This is a genomic window from Mycobacterium gordonae (assembly GCF_002101675.1).
GTDB lineage: Bacteria > Actinomycetota > Actinomycetes > Mycobacteriales > Mycobacteriaceae > Mycobacterium > Mycobacterium gordonae.
The window spans coordinates 90,181-112,357 of sequence record NZ_LQOY01000022.1 but is presented as its reverse complement, the minus strand read 5'-3'; the positions used below and the strand labels follow the sequence as shown (position 1 = coordinate 112,357).

The following is a 22,177-nucleotide window of genomic DNA, read 5'->3' as shown; positions in this document are numbered from 1 at the left end:
TTCTTGGTTGCGAGTGTTCGCAATCTTTAATTGCGAGCATATGCATTCTTTTATGGCGAGCGGCTACATTCTTTTTTGCAGCCATCGCCGATTGCCGCGTCGTGGGCTTGGCCGGCCGGGCTCCCAACCGGAACGCACGCTTGAGAGCCGTCACGCAGGTCAAGCGGCGAGCCATCTTGTCGAACCCATTGCGTCGCAGCGTTACCAGCTCATACCCGCGCGGATTTCATTGGCGCGCAACATGTTCCATGGCGCGTCGGCATCGGTCGAGAGTTAGCCGCCCGACGACGGCTGAATGGGGGGCAGCTGCGCCGGGCAGTACACACCGGCCGAGATCGCGGTGAACCGGGCGGCGTTCATCTGCGACAAGGAGGGGTTCGCGTCCTGGAGCACCTTGACGACCTCGACCCCCGTCTTGCCCTCGTTGGCCATGTCGCAGACCGTCTTGCCGGCCGCGATCGCGCTCTGGGGGTCCTTATAGGTCAGGCCGGCCGCCCCCAGGGAGACCAGGAAGGCCTGGTCCTGGTTGGCGTCCGCGTGCGCGGGCGCCGCCACACCGATGGCAGCCGCCGCCGCAACCATGCAAGCAAGGATTCTCATAGCCCTGCGATTCTCCCAAACCCGAGATCAGGCCGCATCTCGAGCGATGGAGAACGGCGAGTGAACTTTCCCCGGCACCAGCGTCAACCCGAGGTTGACACATCGCATGGCGTCAACCTAAGGTTGACGCCATGGAGTCATCGGCAAAAATCGCCTACCCGGTCCGCCTCGACGAGCTGATCAACGCCATCAAGAAGGTGCACACCGACGCACTCGACCAACTGGCTGACGCCGTGCTGACGGCGGAAACTCTCGGCGAAGTCGCCGACCACCTGATCGGGCACTTCGTCGACCAGGCCCGACGCTCCGGCGCCTCCTGGACCGAGATCGGCAAAGCCATGGGCGTCACCAAACAGGCCGCGCAGAAGCGGTTCGTCCCCAGGGCCGAAGCCACTCCCCTGGACCCCGAGCAGGGCTTCGGACGGTTCACCCCACGGGCTCGCGGAGCGGTGGTCGCCGCCCAGAACGTTGCGCACGAGGCCGGCAACGCCGAGATCACGCCAAATCACCTGCTGCTCGGCACGCTCAGCGATCCCGCGGCGCTCGCCACAGTGTTACTCCGGCTGCAGAAAATCGACACCGCAGCCCTGCAGAAGTCGATAGAGCTTCCTGCCGCTGCCGAGGAAACGCCCAGCCTGATCCCGTTCAGCGGCCCGGCCCGCAAGGCCCTCGAGCTGACGTTCCGGGAGGCACTTCGGTTGGGCCACAACTACATCGGAACCGAACACCTACTGCTGGCGCTGCTCGAACTCGAGGACGGCACCGGGCCGCTGCACCGGGCCGGCGTGGACAAGCAGCGTGTGGAAACCGATTTGGTCGCAGCCCTCGAGTCGATCGCCACCGCCACGAACCCCCAACCCTGAAGGGGCCAACCTTCCGCGCGGTGAACCCACGTGTGTAATCATGCGAAGGTCCGGAGAACAGGCAGCCCAGGAGGCGAAGATGCACCGCTGGCTGATCGTCCTTTCCGCTTTCCTCGTCACGGCGGCCGGCGTGCTGTCGGTAGACGCCGCTCTGCCCCGCGCGCGGGCCGGTGACGCACCGATCGGCCACATCGGCGACACGTTGCGGGTGGACACCGGCAGTTACGTCGCGGACGTCACCGTCACCAGCGTGGTACCGGTCGACCCCCCACCGGGATTCGGTTACACACGCAGCGGCGTTCCGGTCAAGAGCTTCCCGGACAGCTCGGTCAATCGCGCCGACGTGGTGGTGCGCGCGGTCCGGGTGCCCAACTCCTACATCATGGCGACCAACTTCAGCTTCGACGGCGTCACGCCCTTCGCCGACGCCTACAAGCCGCGACCGTGCGACGCGCCCGACTGGCTCGACGCCGCATTGGGTAACGCGCCTCAGGGAGCGGTCGTTCGGGGCGGAGTGTACTGGGACGCCTACCGCGACCCGGTGTCCGTGGTCGTGCTGCTGGACCGCAAGACCGGTGAGCACCTCGCGCAGTGGAACCTGTGATCTGCACGAGGTAGCCGACCCCGGCCCGGCAGACGCCGACGCGATCGCCGCCCTTGCCGCGCAGACCTTTCCACTGGCGTGCCCGCCTTCGGTGGCGGCCGAGCACGTCGCCGCGTTCATCGCCGCCCACCTTTCCGCCGCCCGGTTCGGCGAATACCTCTCCGACCCGCAACGCGGCATCCTGACCGCCCGCCGCGAGGGACGAATCGTCGGCTACGCCATGCTCATTCGCGACCAGCCAGCCCAGCAGGTGGAGCTGTCAAAGCTCTACACGCTCGCCGAGTATCACGGCACCGGGGTGGCGGCGGCACTGATGGAGGCAGCAGTTGCCCGCGCCGCCGAGTGGGGCGCCCAGCGCGTGTGGTTAGGCGTCAACCAGGAAAATCAACGGGCGCAACGCTTTTACGCCAAAGCCGGCTTCAGCGTCACCGGCACCCGGAGCTTCCGGCTCGGTCCCCATCTGGAGAACGACTACGTCATGACCCGGGAGCTCGGGTAGTCAGCGCCAGCAGCCGTGAGGTGGCCCGCAGGTACTTCTTGCGATAGCCACCGGCCAGCATCTCCTCGCTGAAAACGGTGTCCAGCTTTGCCCCGGACGCCACCACCGGGATGCCCGCGTCATAAAGCCGGTCGGTCAGCGCCACCAGCCGCAGCGCCACGTTCTGGTCGTCCAGACCGTGTACGCCGGTCACGAACACCGCCGTCACATCTTCGATCAGCGTCAGGTAGCGCGACGGGTGCATGGTGGCCAGATGCGCACACAGTGCGTCGAAGTCATCCAGGGTCGCCCCGGGCACCTCAGCGGCCCGGGCAACCACCTCCTCGTCGGACAGCGGGCGCGGCGCCGGCGGCAGATCACGGTGCCGATAGTCCGGACCTTCGATCCGCACTGTGGTGAAAATGCTTGCCAGCGTGTGGATTTCACGCAGAAAATCTTGAGCGGCGAAGCGTCCCTCGCCCAGTTGCTCCGGCAAAGTGTTCGAAGTGGCCGCCACCGAGACACCCCGTTCGACCAGTGACGACAGCATGCGGGAGATCAGCGTGGTGTTGCCCGGATCGTCCAATTCGAACTCGTCGATGCATACCGCGGTGTAGTCGGCCAGCATGTCGATGCACTCGACGAACCCGAAGACCCCCGCCAGCTGCGTCAGTTCTCCGAAAGTCGCGAAAGCCTTGGGGCTTTCGGCCACGCCTGGTCCGGCGCCGGGCAGCTGGTAGTAGGCCGAGGCCAGTAGGTGGGTCTTACCCACCCCGAATCCGCCGTCCAGATACAGCCCGACGCCGGGCAGCACCTCCCGTCGGCCGAACAGCTTCTTGCGGCCGGCCCGTCGCTCCTGCGCCTGCCGGCAAAACTCCTGACACGACAGCACCGCCGCCGACTGAGTCGGCTCGGCCGGGTCGGGCCGATAGCTGGCAAAGCTCACATCGGCGAACGTCGGCGGCGGCCGCAACTGGGCGATCAATCGCTCCGGTGACACCGCCGGATGCCGGTCCACCAGGTGACCGACCGCGGCCGAAGGTGTAGACCCGTGCATGGTGGCACTGTAGCGACGTGCTGCAATCGACCACATGCCAGACTTCGAGGCCGGTATCGCATCCGGCCTGGCCGCCGAGACCTCGCTGAAGCTGCTCGGCGCACAGCGCGAACTCGTCCACGGCGAGTTACCGCAGTTGTACGGCTACCCCCCGGGCGGCACCCGGGTGCGGGCGAACTTCATCACCAGCCTCGACGGCGGCGCGACCGTCCAGGGCCTGTCCGGTGCACTGGCAGGTCCCGGCGACCGGGCGGTCTTCGTCGTGCTGCGCGAACTCGCCGATGTGATCGTCGTCGGTGCGGGCACGGTGCGTTCGGAGGGTTACTCGGGTGCGCAGCTGAGCGTCGGACAGCGTCAACAGCGCCAGGACCGCGGCCAGAGCGAGATCCCGCCGCTGGCGATCGTCACCCGGTCCGGTCACCTGGACCGCGATTTGGCGGTGTTTACCCGAACGGAGGTGCCGCCGTTGGTACTCACCTGCACCGCGGCCGCCGATGACGCCCGAAGGCACCTCGTCGGGTTACCCGCCGAGGTGATCGACTGCTCGGGCGGCGATCCCGGCGAGGTCGACGTGTCCGTGGTGGTGTCCGCGCTGGCCGACCGCGGCCTGCCCTGTGTGCTGACCGAAGGCGGGCCGACACTGCTCGGCGCGTTCATCGAGGCCGACCGGCTCGACGAGCTGTGCCTGACGATCGCGCCGCTGGTGGTCGGCGGTCAGGCCCACCGGATCGCGGCGGGACCTGGGCAGGTGGCGACGCGGATGCGGTGCGCCCACGTCCTGACCGACGACGCCGGCTATCTCTACACGCGCTACGTCAGGGAGTAGCTGACGGTTCCCGCTACTGTGGTCGGCATGCGCCGGCACCTGACGTCCGCCACGATCCTGGTGGCGGTGACCGCATCGCTGACCGGCTGCGTACCGGTGTTCGGCGCCGACCCGCGGTTCGCCACCGAATCCGGCGCCCGGCCGCAGGGTGTCCCCAGCACCAAACCGCCACCCAGCGGGCCCCCGCCCATCGCAGCGCCGAAAAATGACCTGTCGTGGCGCGACTGCACGTCCAAGGTCAATGCGGACGCGGGTGTTCCCGACGCACCGGGCGTGAAGCTGGACTGTGCCACTTTCGACGCCGACCTGGACCCGGTTAACGGCGGGTCGGGGTCGGTGAGTATCGGCGTGGTCCGCGCCCGTTCGCCCAAGACTCCCAAGGACGCGGGACCTCTTGTTTTCACCACCGGATCCGACATCGCGTCCTCCACCCAGCTGCCGATCTGGTTGTCCCACGCCGGCGCCGACGTGCTGAACAGTCACCCGATCGTGGCGATCGACCGCCGCGGCATCGGCATGTCCAGCCCGATCGACTGCCGCGACCGCGTGGACCGTGACGAGATGCGCGACCAGGCCCAGTTCCAGACCGGGGACGACCCGGTGGCCAACCTTTCCGACATCTCCAACACCGCCACCACCAATTGCACCGACGCGATCGCACCCGGCGATTCCGCGTACGACAACACCCATGCGGCCTCCGACATCGAGCGCTTGCGCAACCTGTGGGACGTCCCGGCGCTCGCGCTCGTCGGAATCGGTAACGGCGCCCAGGTGGCACTGACCTACGCCGGCTCGCGCCCCGACAAGGTAGCCAGACTGATCGTCGATTCGCCGGTGGCCATCGGCGTCAGCGCCGAAGCTGCCGCCGAACAGCAGGTCAAAGGCGAGCAGGCCGCGTTGGACGCGTTCGCGGCGCAGTGCGTGGCCATGGGATGCGCGCTGGGTCCCGATCCCAAAGGCGCCGTCAGCGCGGTGCTGACCAGCGCTCGCAGCGCTCAGGGCCTCAGCGGCACGTCGGTGGCGTCGATCGTCGGGGCCATCACCACCGCGCTGGGATTTCCCGTCGGCGACCGCGTCGCCAACACCACCAACCTGGCCAACGCCCTGGCGGCCGCCCGCACCGGCGACATGAATCAGCTGAACAACCTGATCAACCGGGCCGAAAGCATCCGTGACAGCGACGGCCAGTTCGTCAACGGCTGCAGCGACGCGGCCAACCGGCCCACTCCGGATCGGGTGCGCGAACTGGTGGTCGCCTGGGCCAAGCTCTACCCCCAGTTCGGCAGCGTCGCCGCCTTGAACCTGGCCAAATGTGTGCACTGGCCCACCGGTTCAAGCCCGCAGGCCCCGAAGGAACTCAAGGTGGACGTGCTACTGCTGGGCGTGCAGAACGACCCGATCGTGGGCAACGAGGGGGTCGCCGCCACGGCAGCCACCGTGATCAACGCCAGCGCCGCCAGCAAGCGGGTGATGTGGCAGGGCATCGGCCATGGCGCCAGCATCTACTCGTCGTGCGCGGTTCCGCCGCTGGCCGGGTACCTGGACAGCGGCAAGCTGCCCGGCACCGACACCTACTGTCCGGCGTAAACGACGGTCGGACCGGCTGAGACTTGAGCTGGCTCAACGGTGTACGGTGCGCTGGTGACGGCAGCTGACTCGACCAGAACCGGCTTACGCGCATCAGTGCAGGCGGCATTCCGCCCCGGCCCATCGACCACCGCGTCCGTGTTGCGGGCGGTGCTGTGGCCGGCGGCCATCCTCTCCGTACTGCACCGCAGCATCGTGCTCACCACCAACGGCAACATCACCGACGATTTCAAGCCGGTCTACCGCGCGGTGCTGAACTTCCGGCACGGCTGGGACATCTACAACGAGCATTTCGACTATGTCGACCCGCACTACCTGTATCCGCCGGGCGGCACCCTGCTGATGGCGCCCTTCGGCTACCTGCCGTTCGCGCCCTCGCGTTACCTGTTCATCTCGATCAACACCGTCGCGATCCTCGTCGCGGCCTACCTGCTGCTGCGGATGTTCAACTTCACGATGTCCTCGGTGGCCGCACCGGCACTGATCCTGGCGATGTTCTGCACCGAAACCGTCACCAACACCCTGGTGTTCACCAACATCAACGGCTGCATCCTGCTGCTCGAAGTGCTGTTCCTGAAGTGGCTGCTCGACGGCCGGCCGAGCCGGCAATGGTGGGCGGGGTTGGCCATCGGGCTGACCCTGGTTCTCAAACCGCTGCTCGGTCCCCTGTTGTTGTTGCCGTTGCTCAACCGGCAGTGGCGGGCGTGGGTGACGGCGCTCGTCGTGCCCCTCGTGGCCAACCTGGCCGCGCTGCCCCTGGTGCCGCATCCGATGGACTTCTTTACCCGCACGGTGCCCTACATCCTGGGCACCCGCGACTATTTCAACAGCTCGATCGAGGGTAACGGCGTGTACTTCGGCCTGCCGTTCTGGTTGATCATCGCGCTGCGGCTGCTGTTCACCGCGATCGCCATCGGGGCGCTGTGGCTGCTGTACCGCTACTACCGCACCCGCGACCCGCTGTTCTGGTTCACCACATCCTCCGGTGTGCTGATGCTGTGGTCGTGGCTGGTGATGTCGCTGGCCCAGGGTTACTACTCGATGATGCTGTTCCCGTTCCTGATGACGGTTGTGCTGCCCAACTCGGTGATCCGCAACTGGCCGGCATGGCTGGGGATCTACGGCTTCATGACGCTGGACCGGTGGCTGCTGTTCAACTGGATGCGCTGGGGACGGGCGCTGGAATACCTGAAGATCACCTACGGTTGGTCTCTGGTGCTGATCGTGACATTCACGGTGCTCTACTTCCGGTATCTGGACGCCAAGGCGGAGAACAGGTTGGACGAGGGCATCGACCCGGCGTGGCTGCCGAGGGACCGCGCTAACGTCGAAGAGAGCGAAGAGGAGAAGCGATGACTGAACTCGCGCGCCCGAAACTGCAACTTTCCGACGACGAGTGGCGCAAGAAACTGAACCCGCAGGAGTTCGACGTGCTGCGGCGCGCCGGCACCGAGCGGCCGTTCATCGGCAAGTACACCGACACCAAAACCAAGGGCGTCTACAACTGCCGGGCCTGCGGTGCCGAATTGTTCCGCAGCACAGAGAAATTCGATTCGCACTGCGGTTGGCCCTCGTTCTTCGACCCGTCGAGTTCCGACGCGGTGGTGCTGCGTCCCGACCACTCGATGGGCACCACGCGCACCGAGGTGTTGTGCGCGAACTGCCACAGCCACCTGGGCCACGTGTTCGCCGGCGAGGGCTACCCCACGCCCACCGACCTGCGCTACTGCATCAACTCGATCTCGTTGACCCTGGTCCCAGACGAAGGCTGACGCCGAGAGCCGTTGTCGCGACACTGCACCAGCGCACACGACACGCCGGCAAGCAACGCCGTGGTTTCAATTTCGCGTGAGCGCCGCGTCAGTCGACCCGGGTGGCGTGCACTTCCCAGAACGGCGCGTGCACGCGACCGCTATCCAGCCACGGCTCCATCGCCCGATACTGCTCGAGCATGGTCTCCACCTGATCGGCCATGTCGGGATTACGGGCGGCAAGCAACTCGATCGATTCGGGACTGGTGTTGATCTGGTAGGTGGTCGGCCCCAGATACGTGATCTCCCAACCACACCGGGGCAGCATCTGCCGCAGATCATCGCCAGAAACCGACCGCAACATCTTGAAGCCGTTGATCTCACCCTCGCCGAACTCGAACATGAACAACCGCGCCCCCGGACGGGTGGCCCGGTGTAGCGCTTGCAGGTAGGACTCCTGCAACTCCGGTGCGGTGATGAAGGTGTGATAGAACGCGCAGTCCACGACGGTGTCGAACCGGCCGTCCAGGCCTTCGAGCTTGGTGGCGTCGGCCACCCGGAAATCGACCGTGACGCCGGCCTTGGCCGCGTTGTCCCGCGCACGCTCGATCGCGGTGACCGACCCGTCCACACCGGTCACCGAAAGGCCTTGCGACGCATAGTAAATGGCGTGGTGTCCGGGCCCCGTTCCGGGATCGAGCACCTCGCCACGCACAGCGCCCAGAGCGACAAGTTGCTGCACGACGGGCTGCGGGCCCCCGATGTCCCATGGCGTCGCGGCTGGCAGGCCCCGCACGACGCGCTCGTCGCGGTAACTCTCTTCGAAGCGGCTGGGGTCGGTGGGATCAAACGCTTGAGTCATTCGGCGCCGCTCCTCCTCATCGCTTCGTCCCCCGCAAGCGGGAGGTGCCCCCACTGCATCGTCGCCGGCGCGCGTCATGGCAGCGCGTTCACCAACTGCTCGACCCCCACCCGCGGACCGGTGTAGAACGGGGTCTCCTCGCGGGTGTGCCGACGCGCATCGGTGGCACGCAGTTCCCGCATCAGGTCGACGATGCGGTACAGCTCGGGAGCCTCGAACGCCAGAATCCACTCGTAGTCGCCCAGCGCGAAGGCCGGCACCGTGTTGGCGCGGACGTCCTTGTACTCGCGTGCGGCCATGCCGTGCTCGGCCAGCATTCGGCGACGCTCGTCGTCGGGAAGCAGATACCACTCATAGGACCGCACAAAGGGATACACGCAGATGTAGTTGCCAGGATCCTCGCCGGCCAGGAACGCCGGGATGTGGCTCTTGTTGAACTCCGCCGGCCGGTGCAGCGCCACGCTGGACCACACCGGTGTGCAGGCGCGGCCCAGCGTGGTGGTGCGCCGGAAGTCGGCGTAGGTCGCCTGCAGCGCCTCGATCCGCTCGGCATGCGTCCAGATCATGAAATCCGCGTCGGCGCGCAGGCCTGCCACGTCGTAGAGGCCGCGAACCACCACTCCGGCCTCTTCCTGCTGCTTGAGGAAGGTCGCGGTTTCATCGATGATGGCGTCGCGCTGCTCACCCAGCTCGCCGGGTCGTACGGAGAACACCGAAAACATCAGGTAGCGGATGGTTGCGTTGAGGGCGTCGAAGTCGAGGCGTGCCATGACCCCTATGGTGCCACCAGGCCGGTGACGGCCCGGCCGGCCGCCCCGACGCAGGCCGGCACCCCGATGCCGTCCAGGTAACTGCCCGCGACGGCCAGCGTCGAGGGCAGTCCGGCGCGCAGCTCGGCAATCAGCTCCGCATGCCCCGGCCCGTACTGCGGCATCGCATCGATCCAGCGCTGCACGCGCGCGTCCACCGGCTCGACCGTCAACCCGAACACGTCGGCGATGTCCTGGCGGGCCCAGGCCAGCAGCTCGCCGTCAGGGGTCGTCGCGGCGATGTCGTCGCCGTACCGCCCATAGGACAGCCGCAACAGTTGCACGTTCCCGCTACCGCCCCATTTGCGTGACGACAGCGTGATCGCCTTGGCATGCAGCGGTTCTCCACTGGCCACCAGCACACCGGAGGACTGCGGAAAGTCGGTGTCGGCCGGCACCGCCAGCGCCACCACCGCCGCCGAGGCGGTCACGATCCGCGCCGCGGCCGCTGCGGTGCGCGGCGCGATCGTCTGCACCAACCGGGCCAGCTGAGCCGCCGGGAGCGCCAGAACGACCGCGTCCGCGGGCCACTCGGCGCCGGTGTCGTCGCGCAACGTCCAGCCCGGCTCCAGGGTGCGGATACCGGCCCGGACCCAGCGAACCCGGCTACGTGCCACCAGTTCGTCGAGCAGCACCTGGTAGCCGCCCCGCAACGAACCGAAGATCGGCCCCCCGCCGGCCGGTGGCAGGCAGTGCAGGACCGCATCGGTGAGGCTGGTGGCGCCGCGGTCCAGGGCCGCCGCCACGCTGGGCACCGCGGCTCGCAACCCGATCGTCGCCGCCGACCCCGCGTACACACCGGCCAGCAGCGGTTCCACTGACCGCGTCACCACCTGCTCACCGAACCGGTCGGCCACCAGCTCGCCCACCGCGGGATCGCTTCCGGGCGTCCAGTGCAGCGGCCGCTGCGGTTCCGCCTCGATGCGTGCCAGCGTCAGGTCGTCGACCAGGCCGGTCACCGAAGCCGCCGACGACGGGATGCCGGCCACCGTGTCCGACGGCAGGGCGTGCAACCGCCCGCCGCTGTAGATCAGCGGCCGCACACCGGTGGTGGCACGTTCGTGGCCAGACAGGCCCAATTCGGCCAGCAACACCGGCATCTCGGGGCGGCGCACCACGAACGCTTCGGCGCCCAGGTCCATCGGCTGACCGCCCACCACTTCGGTGCGCAAGATGCCGCCGAGACGATCGGCCGGCTCGAACAGGGTGATGTCGGCATCAGCACCGACCGCGACGCGCAGCCGATATGCCGCCGTCAAACCCGAAATGCCGCCGCCGACGACGCAGTACGAACGGGTCATAGCGACTGGACCAGCGCCACCAATTCGGTCAGCACGCCGGGGTCGGTTTCCGGCAGCACACCGTGTCCGAGGTTGAAGACGTGCCCTGCCGCCCCGGCGTCGACGGCGCGACGCCCGTCTTCGACGACGGCACGCGCGGCCCGCTGGGCCACCTCCCAACCCGCCAGCACAACCACCGGGTCGAGGTTTCCCTGCAGTGCCGTCCCGGGCACCACCCGGTTCGCGGCGTCGGTGAGCGAGGTCCGCCAGTCGACGCCGACCACTCGCGCCCGCCCGGGTTGCACGGCCTCTGACATGGCACCCAGCAGTTCGGCGGTCCCGACGCCGAAATGCGTCATCGGCACGCCGTACTCGGCCAGCGTGGCGAAAACCCGGGAGCTGTGCGGCAGCACATACTGCCGGTAATCGGCCAGCGACAGCGTCCCGGCCCACGAGTCGAACATCTGGATCGCGTCGACGCCGGCCTCGATCTGCCCGCGCAGGAAGGCGATGGTGAGGTCGGTCAATTTCGTCAGCAGCGCATGCCAGTTGGCCGTTTCGGCCAGCATCATCGCCTTGGTGCGCGCGTGGTTGCGGCTCGGCCCACCCTCCACCAGATAGGACGCCAGGGTGAACGGCGCGCCGGCGAACCCGATCAACGGCACCTCGCCCAGGGCGGACACCAACAGCCCGACGGTGTCCAGCACCGGCTGAACCGCCTGCATGTCAAGGGGTTTCATGCCGTCGATATCGGCCGCGGTGCGGATCGGGTCGGCGATCACCGGGCCGACGTCGGGGACGATGTCCAGATCCACCCCGGCGGCGCGCAGCGGCACCACGATGTCGGAGAACAGAATCGCGGCGTCCACCCCGTACCGGCGAACCGGTTGCAGAGTGATCTCGCAGGCCACTTCCGGCTCGAAGCAGGCGGCCAACATGCTGTGCTGTTTGCGCAGCTCCCGATACTCGGGCAGCGAACGGCCGGCCTGCCGCATAAACCACACCGGGACCCGGCTGGGTTTGCGGCCGGCGACCGCGGCCAGATAGGGCGACGCGGGGAGGTCGCGACGGGTCGTGTTCATCGCGCTCAATGCTGCCAGAAGCGGATGCCGCCGCCGACGCTGCGTAACATCAGCCGGGATGCCCGCGACTTATGACGACTTCCCCAGCCTGCGCTGCGAACCCGGCGACAACGGAATCCTCAACCTGGTGCTCGACGCGCCCGGACTGAATTCGGTCGGCCCCCAGATGCACCGCGACCTGGCCGACATCTGGCCGGTGATCAATCGCGATCCCAACGTCAACGTGGTGCTGGTCCGCGGCGAAGGCAAGGCGTTCTCCTCCGGCGGCAGCTTCGACCTGATAGACGAGACGATCGGCGACTACGAAGGCCGCATCCGCATCATGCGCGAAGCCCGCGACCTGGTGCTCAACCTGGTCAATTTCGACAAGCCGGTAGTCTCGGCGATCCGCGGGCCGGCCGTGGGCGCCGGGCTGGTGGTGGCGCTGCTGGCCGACATTTCGGTGGCGGGGCGGACCGCAAAGATCATCGACGGGCACACCAAGCTCGGAGTCGCGGCCGGTGACCACGCCGCGATCTGCTGGCCGCTGCTGGCCGGCATGGCCAAGGCCAAGTACTACCTGCTGACCTGCGAGACGCTGTCCGGCGAGGAAGCCGAGCGGATCGGCTTGGTCTCCACCTGCGTCGATGACGACGACGTGCTCGCCACCGCAACGCAGTTGGCCGAGAATCTGGCCGCCGGCGCGCAAAACGCCATCCGGTGGACCAAGCACAGCCTCAACCACTGGTACCGGATGTTCGCTCCGGCGTTCGAGACCTCACTCGGCCTGGAATTCCTCGGCTTCGGCGGACCCGACGTACGCGAAGGACTGGCCGCGCACCGTGAGAAACGGCCCGCCCGGTTTGACAGCCGTCCGCAGAGCTGAGCCTAATTCGGCGCGCCTGTTCACGCGTGTCGGCGGATGGGGCTACCGTCGAAATTCATGACATCAGCGGTCGAACCCGAGCCATTCCGCGAAGCGGTCGCGGCGATGAACGGTGTCACCGTGCGGCCGGAAATCGAGCTGGGCCCTATTCGCCCGCCGCAGCGGCTGGCGCCGTTCAGCTATGCGCTGGGCGCCGAGGTCAAACACCCGGACCTGGAGATCGTTCCCGAGCGGTCCGAGGGTGACGCGTTCGGCCGGCTGATTCTGCTGTACGACCCGGAGGGTTCCGACGCCTGGGACGGCACCATCCGCCTCGTCGCCTACATCCAGGCGGACCTGGACTCCCACGAGGCCATCGACCCGCTGCTGCCAGAAGTCGCATGGAGCTGGCTGTCCGAGGCACTGGACTCGCACACCAAGCACATGACCGCGCTGGGCGGGACGGTCACCGCCACCACGTCGGTGCGGTACGGCGACATCTCCGGTCCGCCGCGCGCCCACCAGCTGGAGCTACGCGCATCGTGGACTGCGACCACCCCGGATGTGGGCAGCCACGTCGAGGCGTTCTGCGACGTCCTCGAGCACGCCGCGGGTCTGCCGCCGGCGGGTGTCACCGACCTGAGTTCACGGTCACGCGCCTGACATGTGCCCCGACCCGTCTCCGGCGGAGACCGATCCGCCGGGCAGCACGGAGCCCGAGGTTCCGCTGCTGCTGCACCCGGCCGACGGCATGCCGAATCTGTCCGTGTACGCCAGCGACATCGCCGCGGCCGCCGAGCAGCTCGACAGTGGGCACGGCCCGTTCGCGGTGGATGCCGAACGCGCCTCGGGCTTCCGCTACTCCAACCGGGCCTATCTGATCCAGGTTCGGCGCTCCGGCGCCGGGACGGTGCTCATCGACCCGGTCAGCCACGGCGGTGATCCGCTGGACGTTTTGCGGCCGGTGGCCGAGGTGCTCGGCCAAGACGAATGGATTCTGCACTCCGCCGATCAGGACCTGCCCTGCCTCGCCGAAGTCGGCATGCGACCGCCGGCCCTGTACGACACCGAACTGGCCGGACGTCTGGCCGGATTCGACCGGGTCAATCTGGCGACCATGGTCGAGCGCTTGCTGGGCAAGGGCCTGGCCAAGGGACACGGCGCCGCCGACTGGTCCAAGCGCCCGCTGCCGCCGGCGTGGCTCAACTACGCCGCGCTGGACGTCGAACTGCTCATCGAGCTGCGGGACGCGATCGCGCAAGTATTGGCTGAGCAAGGCAAATCAGACTGGGCCGCGCAGGAATTCGAACACCTGCGGACCTCCGAGGAACGGCTGGCCAACGCACCCACCCGGCGCGACCGCTGGCGTCGCACCTCGGGCATCCACAAGGTGCATGATCGTCGGGCGCTGGCCGCGGTCCGTGAATTGTGGACCACTCGCGACCGGATCGCACAGCGCCGCGACATCGCGCCACGCCGGATTCTGCCGGATTCGGCCATCATCGACGCCGCGCTGGCCAACCCCACGTCCATCGATGAACTGGTGGCGTTGCCGGTGTTCGGGGGACGCAATCAGCGCCGCAGCGCGCCGATGTGGCTATCCGCGCTGGAAGCTGCCCGGCAGAATCAGAATCTTCCGGACCCCGCGGAGCAATCCGCCGGACCGCCCCCACCGGCGCGCTGGAGCCGACGCAAACCTGAGGCAGCCGCTCGGCTGGAGGCCGCGCGCGCAGCGCTGTCCGGCTTGTCGGAGCGGGTGGGGATCCCGACGGAAAACCTGATCTCACCGGACCTGGTACGCCGGCTGTGCTGGGAGTGGGAAGCCCTCGCCGCGCGTGGCAACGACCCGCTCACCGTCGCCGAGGATTACCTGCGCGCCGGGCACGCGCGCCCCTGGCAACGGGAACTGGTCGTCCCCGTGCTGGCCGCGGCGATTAACAAGGCGCCGCAGGCTGGCGCCGACACCCCTTAACGGGACCGGTTACTCGCAGTTGTAGGCGTTGAAAGTGGCTTGCGGCATCGTGTACGCCGCCTCGTCTTCGAAAAACAGCATTTCGTGCTCCATTGTTCGACCCTTCGTATTGTGATCCGCATCGCGAATCTCTAAGATTCGTATATCGAATCGTAGCATGCCCGTTATTTGGGCGGTAGCCTTCCGCTGATTGACGTCGTGAGGGAGCCAACGTGGCGGAACAGCCTCGGCTATGCGCCTTTCCGCCCTGCGAGGCGATGCTGACCCAGTACCGGCAACAAGGTCCGGTCATCCGCCGGCGCAACACCGTCATCCTGCTGGGCGCCGAGGCCAACGAGTTCGTGTTCACCAATTCCGAGGCCTTCACTTGGCGAGAGGCGTACCAGGCGCTGATCCCGGTCGACGGCCCGACAGCGCTGATCGTCAGCGACGGCGCCGACTATCGCCGGCGCCGCAGCTTTGCGCTCCCGGCCTTACAGCACCGGCGGGTCGCAGACTACGTGCAAACCATGGTGGACAACACCGACGCCGTCATCGATGGCTGGCGGCCCGGGACGCGCATCGAGATCTACGAGCAACTGCGTTCGGTGGTCCGGCGCAACACCGCCGAGTGCCTGTTCGGCCCGCGCCTCGCGGCCCACGCCGACTTCCTCGGTGAACAATTGCAGCCGCTGATCGACCTGACCAATCTGGATGCGAGCAGGCGCCGGATGCATCGGTGGCTCGGGTCACCCTTGTCACGGCGTGGCAAGGCCGCGCGCAACCGGATCGACGAACTGATCTACGCCGAAATCGCCCAAGCCCGCCTGCGACCGCGAGCCGACGACCGTCTGCTGACGACGTTGGTCAACGGTCGCGCTGATCGCGGTGAATTCCTAAGCGACAACGAGATTCGCGACATGATCGTCTCGCTCATCGCAGACGGCTACGAGGTCACCAGCGGCGCAATCGCGTGGGCGATCTACGCACTATTGACGGTTCCCGGCGCCTGGGCCACCGCCGCCGCCGAGGTGCGTCGGGTGCTGGACGGACTGCCACCCACTTCGGGCACCCTCAACGAGCTGACCTATCTCAACGGCGTCGTGCACGAAACTGTCCGACTGTGCACGACGATCTTTGCGCGAAAGGTCAAGCGAGACTTGTGGTTCCAGGGGCACCACATCCGGGCGGGCCAGCGCCTGATTTTCAGCGCCTACGTCACCCACCGGCTCCCGGAACTGTGGCCGCAACCCTGGGAATTCCGTCCCGGGCGCTGGGATCCGAGCGCGCCCGGTTACCGCAAACCGACGCCCTATGAGTTCATTCCGTTCGGTCGCGGGTTGCATCGGTGCATCGGCTCGGCGATGGCGATCACCCAGATGACGGTGATGCTGGCGCGGCTGCTCGCGAGAACCCAGCTGCGGTTGCCAACGCAGCACATTCGGGCTCACAGCATCGCGGCGCTGCGGCCCTGGCCCGGGCTGAACGTCGACATCGTCGAACGCACCGCGCCCTAGTCCAGCTGCTCGCTGATCTCGGACTGCTCCACCGGTGAAGTCCCCAGCGCCGCAACCCAACCCGTGATCCGCCGGGCCACATCCTGGTCGGTGAGGCCCAACTCGGCCAGCACCTCACCGCGCGACGCGTGGTCGTAGAACGCTTGCGGCAGCCCGACATCGCGGCACGGAATATCGATATCCGCGGCCCGCAAGGCCGCCGATACCGCCGAACCCACGCCGCCGGCCACCCCGTTGTCCTCCAGGGTGACCAGAAGCTTGTGCTGCGAAGCCATTTCGCCCAGCACATCGGGCACCGGCAACACCCAGCGCGGGTCGACCACCGTCACCCCGATCCCCTGGTCGAGCAACCGCTTGGCCACAGCCAGCGCCATCGAGGCGAATGCTCCGACCGCCACCAACAGCACGTCGGTGTTCAAGCCGTCAGCCGGGAGGGCCAGCACGTCAACCCCGTCGCGCCGTTCCAGAGTCGGAATGTCTTCGCCCACATCGCCTTTGGGGAAACGCAGGGCAGTCGGACCATCATTGACATCCAGCGCTTCGCCCAGTTCCTCCCGCAACCGGGTGGCGTCGCGGGGCGCGGCCACCCGCATGCCGGGCACCACCCCCAGGATCGACAGGTCCCACATGCCGTTGTGGCTGGGGGCGTCGTTGCCGGTGACGCCGGCCCGATCCAACACCATGGTGACCGGCAGCTTATGCAGCGCCACATCCATCATGATCTGGTCGAACGCCCGGTTCAGGAACGTCGAATAGATCGCGACGACCGGGTGCATCCCGCCCATCGCCAGCCCGGCCGCCGACGTCATCGCGTGCTGCTCGGCGATGCCGACATCGAACAACCGGTCCGGGAACGCCTCGCCGAATGCCGACAGCCCGGTGGGTCCGGGCATCGCCGCGGTGATCGCCACGATGTCGCGCCGCTTGCGGCCGACGTCGATCAGCGCCTCGGCGAACGTCGACGTCCAGCCCGGGCCGGCCACCTTGGTGGCCACTCCGGTGATCGGGTCGATCGGCACCGTCGAGTGCATCTGCTCGGCTTCGTCGGCCTCGGCCGGTCCGTACCCCATGCCCTTGCGGGTGACGACGTGCACGATCACCGGGGCGCCGAAGCCGCGGGCGCTGCGCAGCGCCACCTCCACCGCCCGCTCGTCGTGGCCGTCGACCGGGCCGACGTACTTCAGGCCCAGATCGGTGAACAACAGCTGCGGCGACAGGGAGTCCTTGATGCCGGCCTTGACGCTGTGCATGAAGTGGTAGGCGACCTCACCGACCACCGGCACCGCCTGCATCGCGTTGCGGCCCCGCTCCAGGAACCGTTCGTAAGCCGGCTGCAACCGCAAGGTGGCCAGGTGGTCGGCCACTCCCCCGATCGTCGGCGCGTAGCTGCGTCCGTTGTCGTTGACGACGATGATCACCGGCCGGTGCGACCCGGCGATGTTGTTCAGCGCCTCCCAGCACATGCCGCCCGTGAGCGCGCCGTCCCCGACCACCGCGACCACGTGCCGGTTGCGGTGTCCGGTCAGCTCGAACGCTTTGGCCAGGCCGTCAGCGTACGAGAGCGCGGCGCTGGCATGGCTGGATTCGACCCAGTCATGCTCGCTCTCGGCGCGGGACGGATATCCCGATAGGCCGCCCTTCTTGCGTAGCGTCTCGAAGTCATGGGCGCGACCGGTCAGCATCTTGTGGACGTAGGCCTGGTGACCGGTGTCGAAGATGATCGGGTCGTGCGGTGAATCGAACACCCGGTGCAGCGCGAGTGTCAGTTCGACGACACCGAGGTTGGGGCCAAGGTGTCCCCCGGTGGCAGCAACCTTATGGATCAGAAACTCGCGAATCTCTTGCGCCAAGTCGCGGAGTTGCTGCTGCGAAAGGTGCTGCAGATCGGCGGGCCCGCGGATCTGTTCCAGCATCTGGCCAGTCTACGCAGCGAACGCAACCGCGGCAGGGTCAGCGGCTGGGCTACGACGGGCCGAACAGGTCGGCCAGGGTGTCGTGCAGTTCCGGGTCCGCCAGGACGACGACCTCGTCGCCTGCCTGCAGTTCGGTGTCGCCACGCACGGGCACCAGGCCGGTGGTGCGCACGACGATGCTGACCCAGATGTCGCCGACCTGGTCACCGAGCCCCTCGACCGTGCATCCCTGGGCAGCAGAACCCGAGGCCACGGTGAAGCGATGGACCCCGTGCGGTTCGTCCGCGAGCCGGACCCCGATCTCCCAGGGCTGCGTCTCGACGGTCCGCATGGGCAGGCGTAATAGCCTGGCGACGCCGGGCACGGAGCTACCTTGCACCAGAACCGAGAACACGACGACGACAACGACGATGCCGTACAGCCGTTCGGCTTCGGCGATGTGGGCGACGCGCAGGAATTCGCCGAGCAGAATCGGCACCGCACCTTTGAGGCCGGCGAACAGGATGAAGGCACGCTCATTGCGCTCCAGTTGCGCGCGCACCAGGCATGCGCTCACCGCCAGCGGTCGGATCAGCGCGGTCAGGCCGACACCCAGGACCAACCCGGGAATCCACACGTTCGCATGGGCCAGGACACGCAGGTCGACGGTCAGCCCCAGCACGGTGAAGGCGACGATCTCGGCCAGTCCCGCCAGGGCGGCGTGGAAGCGCTTGATCTCCGGTTTGTAGGGCGCCCGCGCGTCACCGATCACGATGCCGGCGACGAACACCGCCAGAAACCCCGATCCGTGGGCGAGCGTCGCAATGCCGTACAGCATCAGCGCGGATGCCAGCGTTCGCAGCGGGTAGAGGCCTTCGCTGGGCAGTGCGACGCGGCGCATGAACACGAGAAGGAGCCGGCCACCGATCACTCCGACGGCCCCGCCGATCGCCATCTGCAGCACGAATCGCGTTCCCACACTGGCAAAACCGGCGGCGCTGAGGCCGCCGGCGGCGATCAGGCTGGCCATCAGGGAGATGCCGACCGGATCGTTAGCGCCCGATTCGCCCTCCAGGATGGTGCTGCTGCGACCGGAGATCTCACGCTTGCCCAACACTGAGAAAACGACGGCCGGATCGGTGGGAGCTACCGCGGTTGCCACCAGAACCGAAGCGAACCAACCAATTCCGCACGCATAGTGCAGCATCAGCGCCGCCCCGGCGGCGGTGAGCGCGGTGCCCAGGACGCCGACCGACAAGATCGGGCCCGCCGCCGCGCGGAACCGCGCCGGTCCGATGTGCATGCCTCCGTTGAACAACACCAACACCAGCGCGATGGTCAGCACCCGCTCGACCGTCCGCTCGGATGGTTGTTGCACGGCGGGCACCGCGCGCACCGCCAGGGCGGCCCCGACCAGGACCAGCAGAGGCACCGGGATTTTCACCCGTTCGGTGAGCCGGCTCGCCAGCACCGCAATCAATCCGACGGCGCTGGAGAACAGGACGATCAGGGCGTAGCGGGCAGTCTCGTTCACCGGGGCCGCCTTTCACGCGATCGGTCGACAAAGATATTGCCGACCAGACTTCCCGGCACACCGCGAAGGAGTTTAGCCTGCCGGGACGGATCGCCCGTGCCCAGCAGACGCAAAATCCCCTTTTCCGGCACGAAAAAGGGGGATTTTGCGTCTGCTCGCCAGGTTGCGGGCGTGCTCACGGAACATGTGGTCACCGCTTCGGTGCGCCAAACAGGTGTAGGTCAAGTCCTCACGCGCGCCTGGCGAGTAAAGCGTCGGAACAACGGCACCGCGACCGCCGAATTGTAAGCGAAACCGGCGAGCAGGTAAGGCCACCACACTCCATGCGCGCTGGCCACCCAAAACGATTTGGCTGCCCAGTAAGGCGGCAATACGCCGAAGGTCAGGCTCCAGCCGGAGTGGATGAACCATGGCAGGCACGGCAGGCCTGCGATCAGCATGCCAAGCGCGCGAAGCATGGCCAAACCCTGAATCTTGTTGCTGGCCATCGCGATAATCAGCAACAGCGTCACGACCGCCGAAAGTCCGGCCAGCAATCCAATCGGGATCAATGCCGGAATCAGGCTCGGATCGAGAATGCCACTGAACGACATCGTAGTGATCACGTAGACGGTGGTTACCACCATCACAGTTGCCGCGCGGTAAGCGAAATACATCGACAGCGGCACCGGGGTTACTCGCAGTGCGGTCAACGTACCGGCGTCCGCCTCATCTAGGACCAGGAAGGCGGCCAGGCCACCCACGATGATGATGCTCGTCAACAACAAGAATCCGGTCAGGATCAACGGATAGTAGGGAACCAGGTTGAAATGGTGAACACGCGCCAGCATGGCGGTCACGCGCGGGGTGAGCAAAGCGACGGCAGACGTCCAGATAACGGGTGCAACGACGATCATCACCAACAATGGGTCGCGATACGTACCGCGAATGTCGTTGATGCCAAAGGCTTTAAGCGCTCGAACCGAGCGGGGATAGGCCGTCACTGGACGCCGGCCGTCGTCACAACATAACGGACGAACAGCTTGCCAGACACCCATTGCAGTCCGGCTACGCACAACGCCGGGTAGACCAGCGCGTAACCAATTTGCCATGGTGCCAGCTGCCGCTGGTCGAAGGCAGCCCCCAATAACAACAGTGGCCCCTGCGTGGGTAACAGATAGAGCACCGGCTTGGGCCAGAGGCCGGAGTAGTGCAGAAGAGGAAGATTCATCACAGCCAGGGGAACGGTTGCGGCCAGGAACCAGTCGCTGATCGAATCGAACGGCAACGAACTGATGAATCCCACCAGCAGCATCAGCAACGTTCCTAGCACGACGCCGGCAATCATGGGGACTGGACGGTACGAAAAGCCATGAACGATGGTAGTCACCGAAACAGCCACAAACACCGATACGGCCAGCAGCACAATTAGTTTGGCGGACAAGAACTCAACAAACCGCAATGGGCTGGCAATCACCGCGCTCAGAGTCCGCTCTTGTTTTTCGAAGAACACCGAGCCGGCGATGAAGAAGAACCCGATGATCGTGACGTCGCCGGCGAGCACGTACGGCTCAGCGACCGGACGCAAGTGGGCGGGCATCGGCAACAGCACCGCGAGCCAAATGAGTCCTGAAAAAACCGCCGCGTGCAAGAAGCGCTGGCGGACTTGCAGTGTCAGCTCCAGTCGCAGCGCCGTCAGCAGCCGCGTCACGCTAACCGCCTACCGGTGACCTCAACGAAGACATCGTCGAGGCTTGCTTCGCGACTGTGGATCGTCTCGACCCGGTGTTCTTTGAGCACCGCGTAGAAGGCGGGATCATCGGCCAGGGTATCCATCGGAAACTCGGCGCCGCGCAGATCGCCAGCACGGCTTCGGTATTCGACTCTGAGCATGCGCCGACTCCGGGCAATCTTGAGCTCGGAGGGCCGGTCGAGCGCGACGATCTCCCCGTCGACGACGAATGCCACCCGATCACATAACTCATCCGCAGTCTTCATGTCGTGTGTGGTGAGGAAGACAGTGCGGCCGCGCGCTTTAAGGTCCAAGATCATGTCCTTGACGGTGCGGGCGTTCACCGGATCCAGACCGGAAGTGGGCTCATCCAGGAACAGTAACTCCGGATCGTTGATCAATGCCCTGGCGAAGGTCAAGCGCATCTGCATTCCCTTGGAATACTTGCCCACTCGCGAATGAGCATCCTTTGCCAGACCCACGGCCTCCAACAAGTGCATCGGATCCAACGTCGGTCGCGCGTACAGCGAACCGAAGAATCGCAGATTCTCCAACCCTGTCAGCTTTTGGTAATGGTTTGGCAATTCGAAAGATACGCCGATGCGTTCGTAGTAGTCCGGGCCCCACGCTGTCGGATCTTCTCCAAACACTACGACTTCACCGGTGTGGCCGCGCAATAAGCCGATGAGAATTCGTTGAGTGGTGGACTTGCCCGCCCCGCTGGGACCAAGGAAGCCGAAGATCTCACCCCGGCCGACGCTGAAGTTCATGCCCCGTACGGCTGACACCGACGATTTCGGATACGTGAAACCCAGCGCCCGGACTCGGATGACGTCACTGCTCTTAGCAGCGATTTCGGGGCCCGGCATGCGCGGAGTTCCTTTCGGTAGGGACGAGTTTCCCAAGTTCCGACCAGACTTCCCGGAGCG

22 protein-coding genes and 1 pseudogene are annotated in these 22,177 nt (G+C 66.6%); 11 read left to right on the top strand and 12 right to left on the bottom strand.

Annotated elements, in window-relative coordinates; all coding sequences use genetic code 11:
• Nucleotides 1-273: 273 nt before the first annotated feature.
• Entirely contained in the window at nucleotides 274-600 is a 327-nt protein-coding gene (locus AWC08_RS04420) for a DUF732 domain-containing protein (RefSeq protein ID WP_065137207.1), read from the bottom strand.
• Between the two features lie 131 nt (nucleotides 601-731).
• Here AWC08_RS04420 and AWC08_RS04415 point away from each other — a divergent pair, with 131 nt between their 5' ends.
• The 3 genes from AWC08_RS04415 to AWC08_RS04405 all read left to right on the top strand — a co-directional run bounded on the left by AWC08_RS04415 (nucleotide 732) and on the right by AWC08_RS04405 (nucleotide 2,566).
• Entirely contained in the window at nucleotides 732-1,463 is a 732-nt protein-coding gene (locus tag AWC08_RS04415) for a Clp protease N-terminal domain-containing protein (RefSeq protein ID WP_065137206.1), read from the top strand.
• A gap of 79 nt (nucleotides 1,464-1,542) precedes the next feature.
• The gene (locus AWC08_RS04410; protein WP_065137205.1) at nucleotides 1,543-2,067 is read left to right on the top strand and encodes a hypothetical protein; all 525 of its coding nucleotides are present in this window, start codon (nucleotides 1,543-1,545) and stop codon (nucleotides 2,065-2,067) included.
• Between the two features lies 1 nt (nucleotide 2,068).
• Nucleotides 2,069-2,566, top strand: coding sequence for a GNAT family N-acetyltransferase (locus AWC08_RS04405; RefSeq protein ID WP_178132171.1), 498 nt, complete (start codon nucleotides 2,069-2,071; stop codon nucleotides 2,564-2,566).
• Here the strand turns inward: AWC08_RS04405 and zapE are convergent.
• Entirely contained in the window at nucleotides 2,544-3,638 is a 1,095-nt protein-coding gene (gene zapE / locus AWC08_RS04400; RefSeq protein WP_142283401.1) for a cell division protein ZapE, read from the bottom strand. The two genes, AWC08_RS04405 and zapE, sit on opposite strands and share 23 nt — an antisense overlap.
• On the opposite strand from zapE, the gene AWC08_RS04395 reads away from it, so the two are divergent.
• From AWC08_RS04395 to msrB, 4 genes are read left to right on the top strand one after another with little or no spacing between them, the layout of a single operon-like run.
• Nucleotides 3,637-4,428 carry a pyrimidine reductase family protein gene (locus tag AWC08_RS04395; protein ID WP_065137203.1) on the top strand — a complete coding sequence of 264 codons (792 nt, stop codon included), beginning with the start codon at nucleotides 3,637-3,639 and terminating at the stop codon, nucleotides 4,426-4,428. The genes zapE and AWC08_RS04395 overlap by 2 nt on opposite strands.
• Before the next feature lie 27 nt (nucleotides 4,429-4,455).
• A complete protein-coding gene (locus AWC08_RS04390; protein WP_065137217.1) occupies nucleotides 4,456-6,015 on the top strand; it encodes an alpha/beta fold hydrolase in 1,560 nt (519 codons plus the stop codon).
• Nucleotides 6,016-6,054: 39 nt separating this feature from the next.
• On the top strand, nucleotides 6,055-7,371 hold the full coding sequence (gene aftC / locus AWC08_RS04385; protein ID WP_065137202.1) for an arabinofuranan 3-O-arabinosyltransferase: 1,317 nt from the start codon (nucleotides 6,055-6,057) through the stop codon (nucleotides 7,369-7,371).
• Nucleotides 7,368-7,787, top strand: a complete 420-nt coding sequence (msrB, locus tag AWC08_RS04380; RefSeq protein WP_065137201.1) for a peptide-methionine (R)-S-oxide reductase MsrB — start codon at nucleotides 7,368-7,370, stop codon at nucleotides 7,785-7,787. Before aftC ends, msrB begins: the two co-directional genes overlap by 4 nt.
• Before the next feature lie 88 nt (nucleotides 7,788-7,875).
• Here msrB and AWC08_RS04375 read toward each other — a convergent pair whose 3' ends face one another.
• The 5 genes and pseudogenes from AWC08_RS04375 to hemE form a co-directional block, all read right to left on the bottom strand.
• Nucleotides 7,876-8,628: a class I SAM-dependent methyltransferase gene (locus AWC08_RS04375; RefSeq protein WP_065137200.1), complete on the bottom strand. Its 753-nt coding sequence runs from the start codon at nucleotides 8,626-8,628 to the stop codon at nucleotides 7,876-7,878.
• A gap of 3 nt (nucleotides 8,629-8,631) precedes the next feature.
• A pseudogene (locus tag AWC08_RS37875) lies at nucleotides 8,632-8,700 on the bottom strand (16S rRNA (guanine(966)-N(2))-methyltransferase RsmD); the annotation flags it as partial.
• Between the two features lie 2 nt (nucleotides 8,701-8,702).
• The gene (gene hemQ, locus AWC08_RS04370) at nucleotides 8,703-9,398 is read right to left on the bottom strand and encodes a hydrogen peroxide-dependent heme synthase (protein ID WP_065137199.1); all 696 of its coding nucleotides are present in this window, start codon (nucleotides 9,396-9,398) and stop codon (nucleotides 8,703-8,705) included.
• Between the two features lie 5 nt (nucleotides 9,399-9,403).
• Nucleotides 9,404-10,738 (bottom strand): protoporphyrinogen oxidase, encoded by a 1,335-nt coding sequence (locus tag AWC08_RS04365; protein ID WP_065137198.1) that lies wholly within the window; start codon nucleotides 10,736-10,738, stop codon nucleotides 9,404-9,406.
• Nucleotides 10,735-11,799, bottom strand: a complete 1,065-nt coding sequence (gene hemE / locus AWC08_RS04360; protein WP_065137197.1) for a uroporphyrinogen decarboxylase — start codon at nucleotides 11,797-11,799, stop codon at nucleotides 10,735-10,737. The genes AWC08_RS04365 and hemE overlap by 4 nt, the downstream gene beginning before the upstream one ends.
• Before the next feature lie 58 nt (nucleotides 11,800-11,857).
• Between hemE and AWC08_RS04355 the strand changes: the two genes are divergently transcribed.
• From AWC08_RS04355 to AWC08_RS04340, 4 genes are all read left to right on the top strand, one after another.
• The gene (locus AWC08_RS04355) at nucleotides 11,858-12,664 is read left to right on the top strand and encodes an enoyl-CoA hydratase/isomerase family protein (RefSeq protein WP_065137196.1); all 807 of its coding nucleotides are present in this window, start codon (nucleotides 11,858-11,860) and stop codon (nucleotides 12,662-12,664) included.
• A 57-nt stretch (nucleotides 12,665-12,721) separates the two neighbouring features.
• Nucleotides 12,722-13,306 carry a DUF3000 domain-containing protein gene (locus AWC08_RS04350; RefSeq protein WP_065043210.1) on the top strand — a complete coding sequence of 195 codons (585 nt, stop codon included), beginning with the start codon at nucleotides 12,722-12,724 and terminating at the stop codon, nucleotides 13,304-13,306.
• 1 nt (nucleotide 13,307) lies between these two features.
• A complete protein-coding gene (locus AWC08_RS04345) occupies nucleotides 13,308-14,615 on the top strand; it encodes an HRDC domain-containing protein (protein WP_065137195.1) in 1,308 nt (435 codons plus the stop codon).
• Nucleotides 14,616-14,872: 257 nt separating this feature from the next.
• Nucleotides 14,873-16,111 carry a cytochrome P450 gene (locus AWC08_RS04340; protein WP_069433075.1) on the top strand — a complete coding sequence of 413 codons (1,239 nt, stop codon included), beginning with the start codon at nucleotides 14,873-14,875 and terminating at the stop codon, nucleotides 16,109-16,111.
• On the opposite strand, the gene dxs is transcribed toward AWC08_RS04340, so the two are convergent.
• The 5 genes from dxs to AWC08_RS04315 all read right to left on the bottom strand — a co-directional run bounded on the left by dxs (nucleotide 16,108) and on the right by AWC08_RS04315 (nucleotide 22,117).
• Nucleotides 16,108-18,024 carry a 1-deoxy-D-xylulose-5-phosphate synthase gene (gene dxs / locus AWC08_RS04335; protein WP_085087396.1) on the bottom strand — a complete coding sequence of 639 codons (1,917 nt, stop codon included), beginning with the start codon at nucleotides 18,022-18,024 and terminating at the stop codon, nucleotides 16,108-16,110. The two genes, AWC08_RS04340 and dxs, sit on opposite strands and share 4 nt — an antisense overlap.
• A 49-nt stretch (nucleotides 18,025-18,073) precedes the next feature.
• Entirely contained in the window at nucleotides 18,074-19,537 is a 1,464-nt protein-coding gene (locus AWC08_RS04330; protein ID WP_069433076.1) for a cation:proton antiporter domain-containing protein, read from the bottom strand.
• A gap of 221 nt (nucleotides 19,538-19,758) precedes the next feature.
• Nucleotides 19,759-20,520 carry a fluoroquinolone transporter permease gene (locus AWC08_RS04325; protein ID WP_069433077.1) on the bottom strand — a complete coding sequence of 254 codons (762 nt, stop codon included), beginning with the start codon at nucleotides 20,518-20,520 and terminating at the stop codon, nucleotides 19,759-19,761.
• Complete coding sequence (locus AWC08_RS04320) at nucleotides 20,517-21,227, bottom strand: fluoroquinolone export ABC transporter permease subunit (protein WP_069433078.1); 711 nt, start codon at nucleotides 21,225-21,227, stop codon at nucleotides 20,517-20,519. Before AWC08_RS04320 ends, AWC08_RS04325 begins: the two co-directional genes overlap by 4 nt.
• Complete coding sequence (locus AWC08_RS04315) at nucleotides 21,224-22,117, bottom strand: ABC transporter ATP-binding protein (protein ID WP_069433079.1); 894 nt, start codon at nucleotides 22,115-22,117, stop codon at nucleotides 21,224-21,226. Before AWC08_RS04315 ends, AWC08_RS04320 begins: the two co-directional genes overlap by 4 nt.
• Nucleotides 22,118-22,177 lie beyond the last annotated feature (60 nt).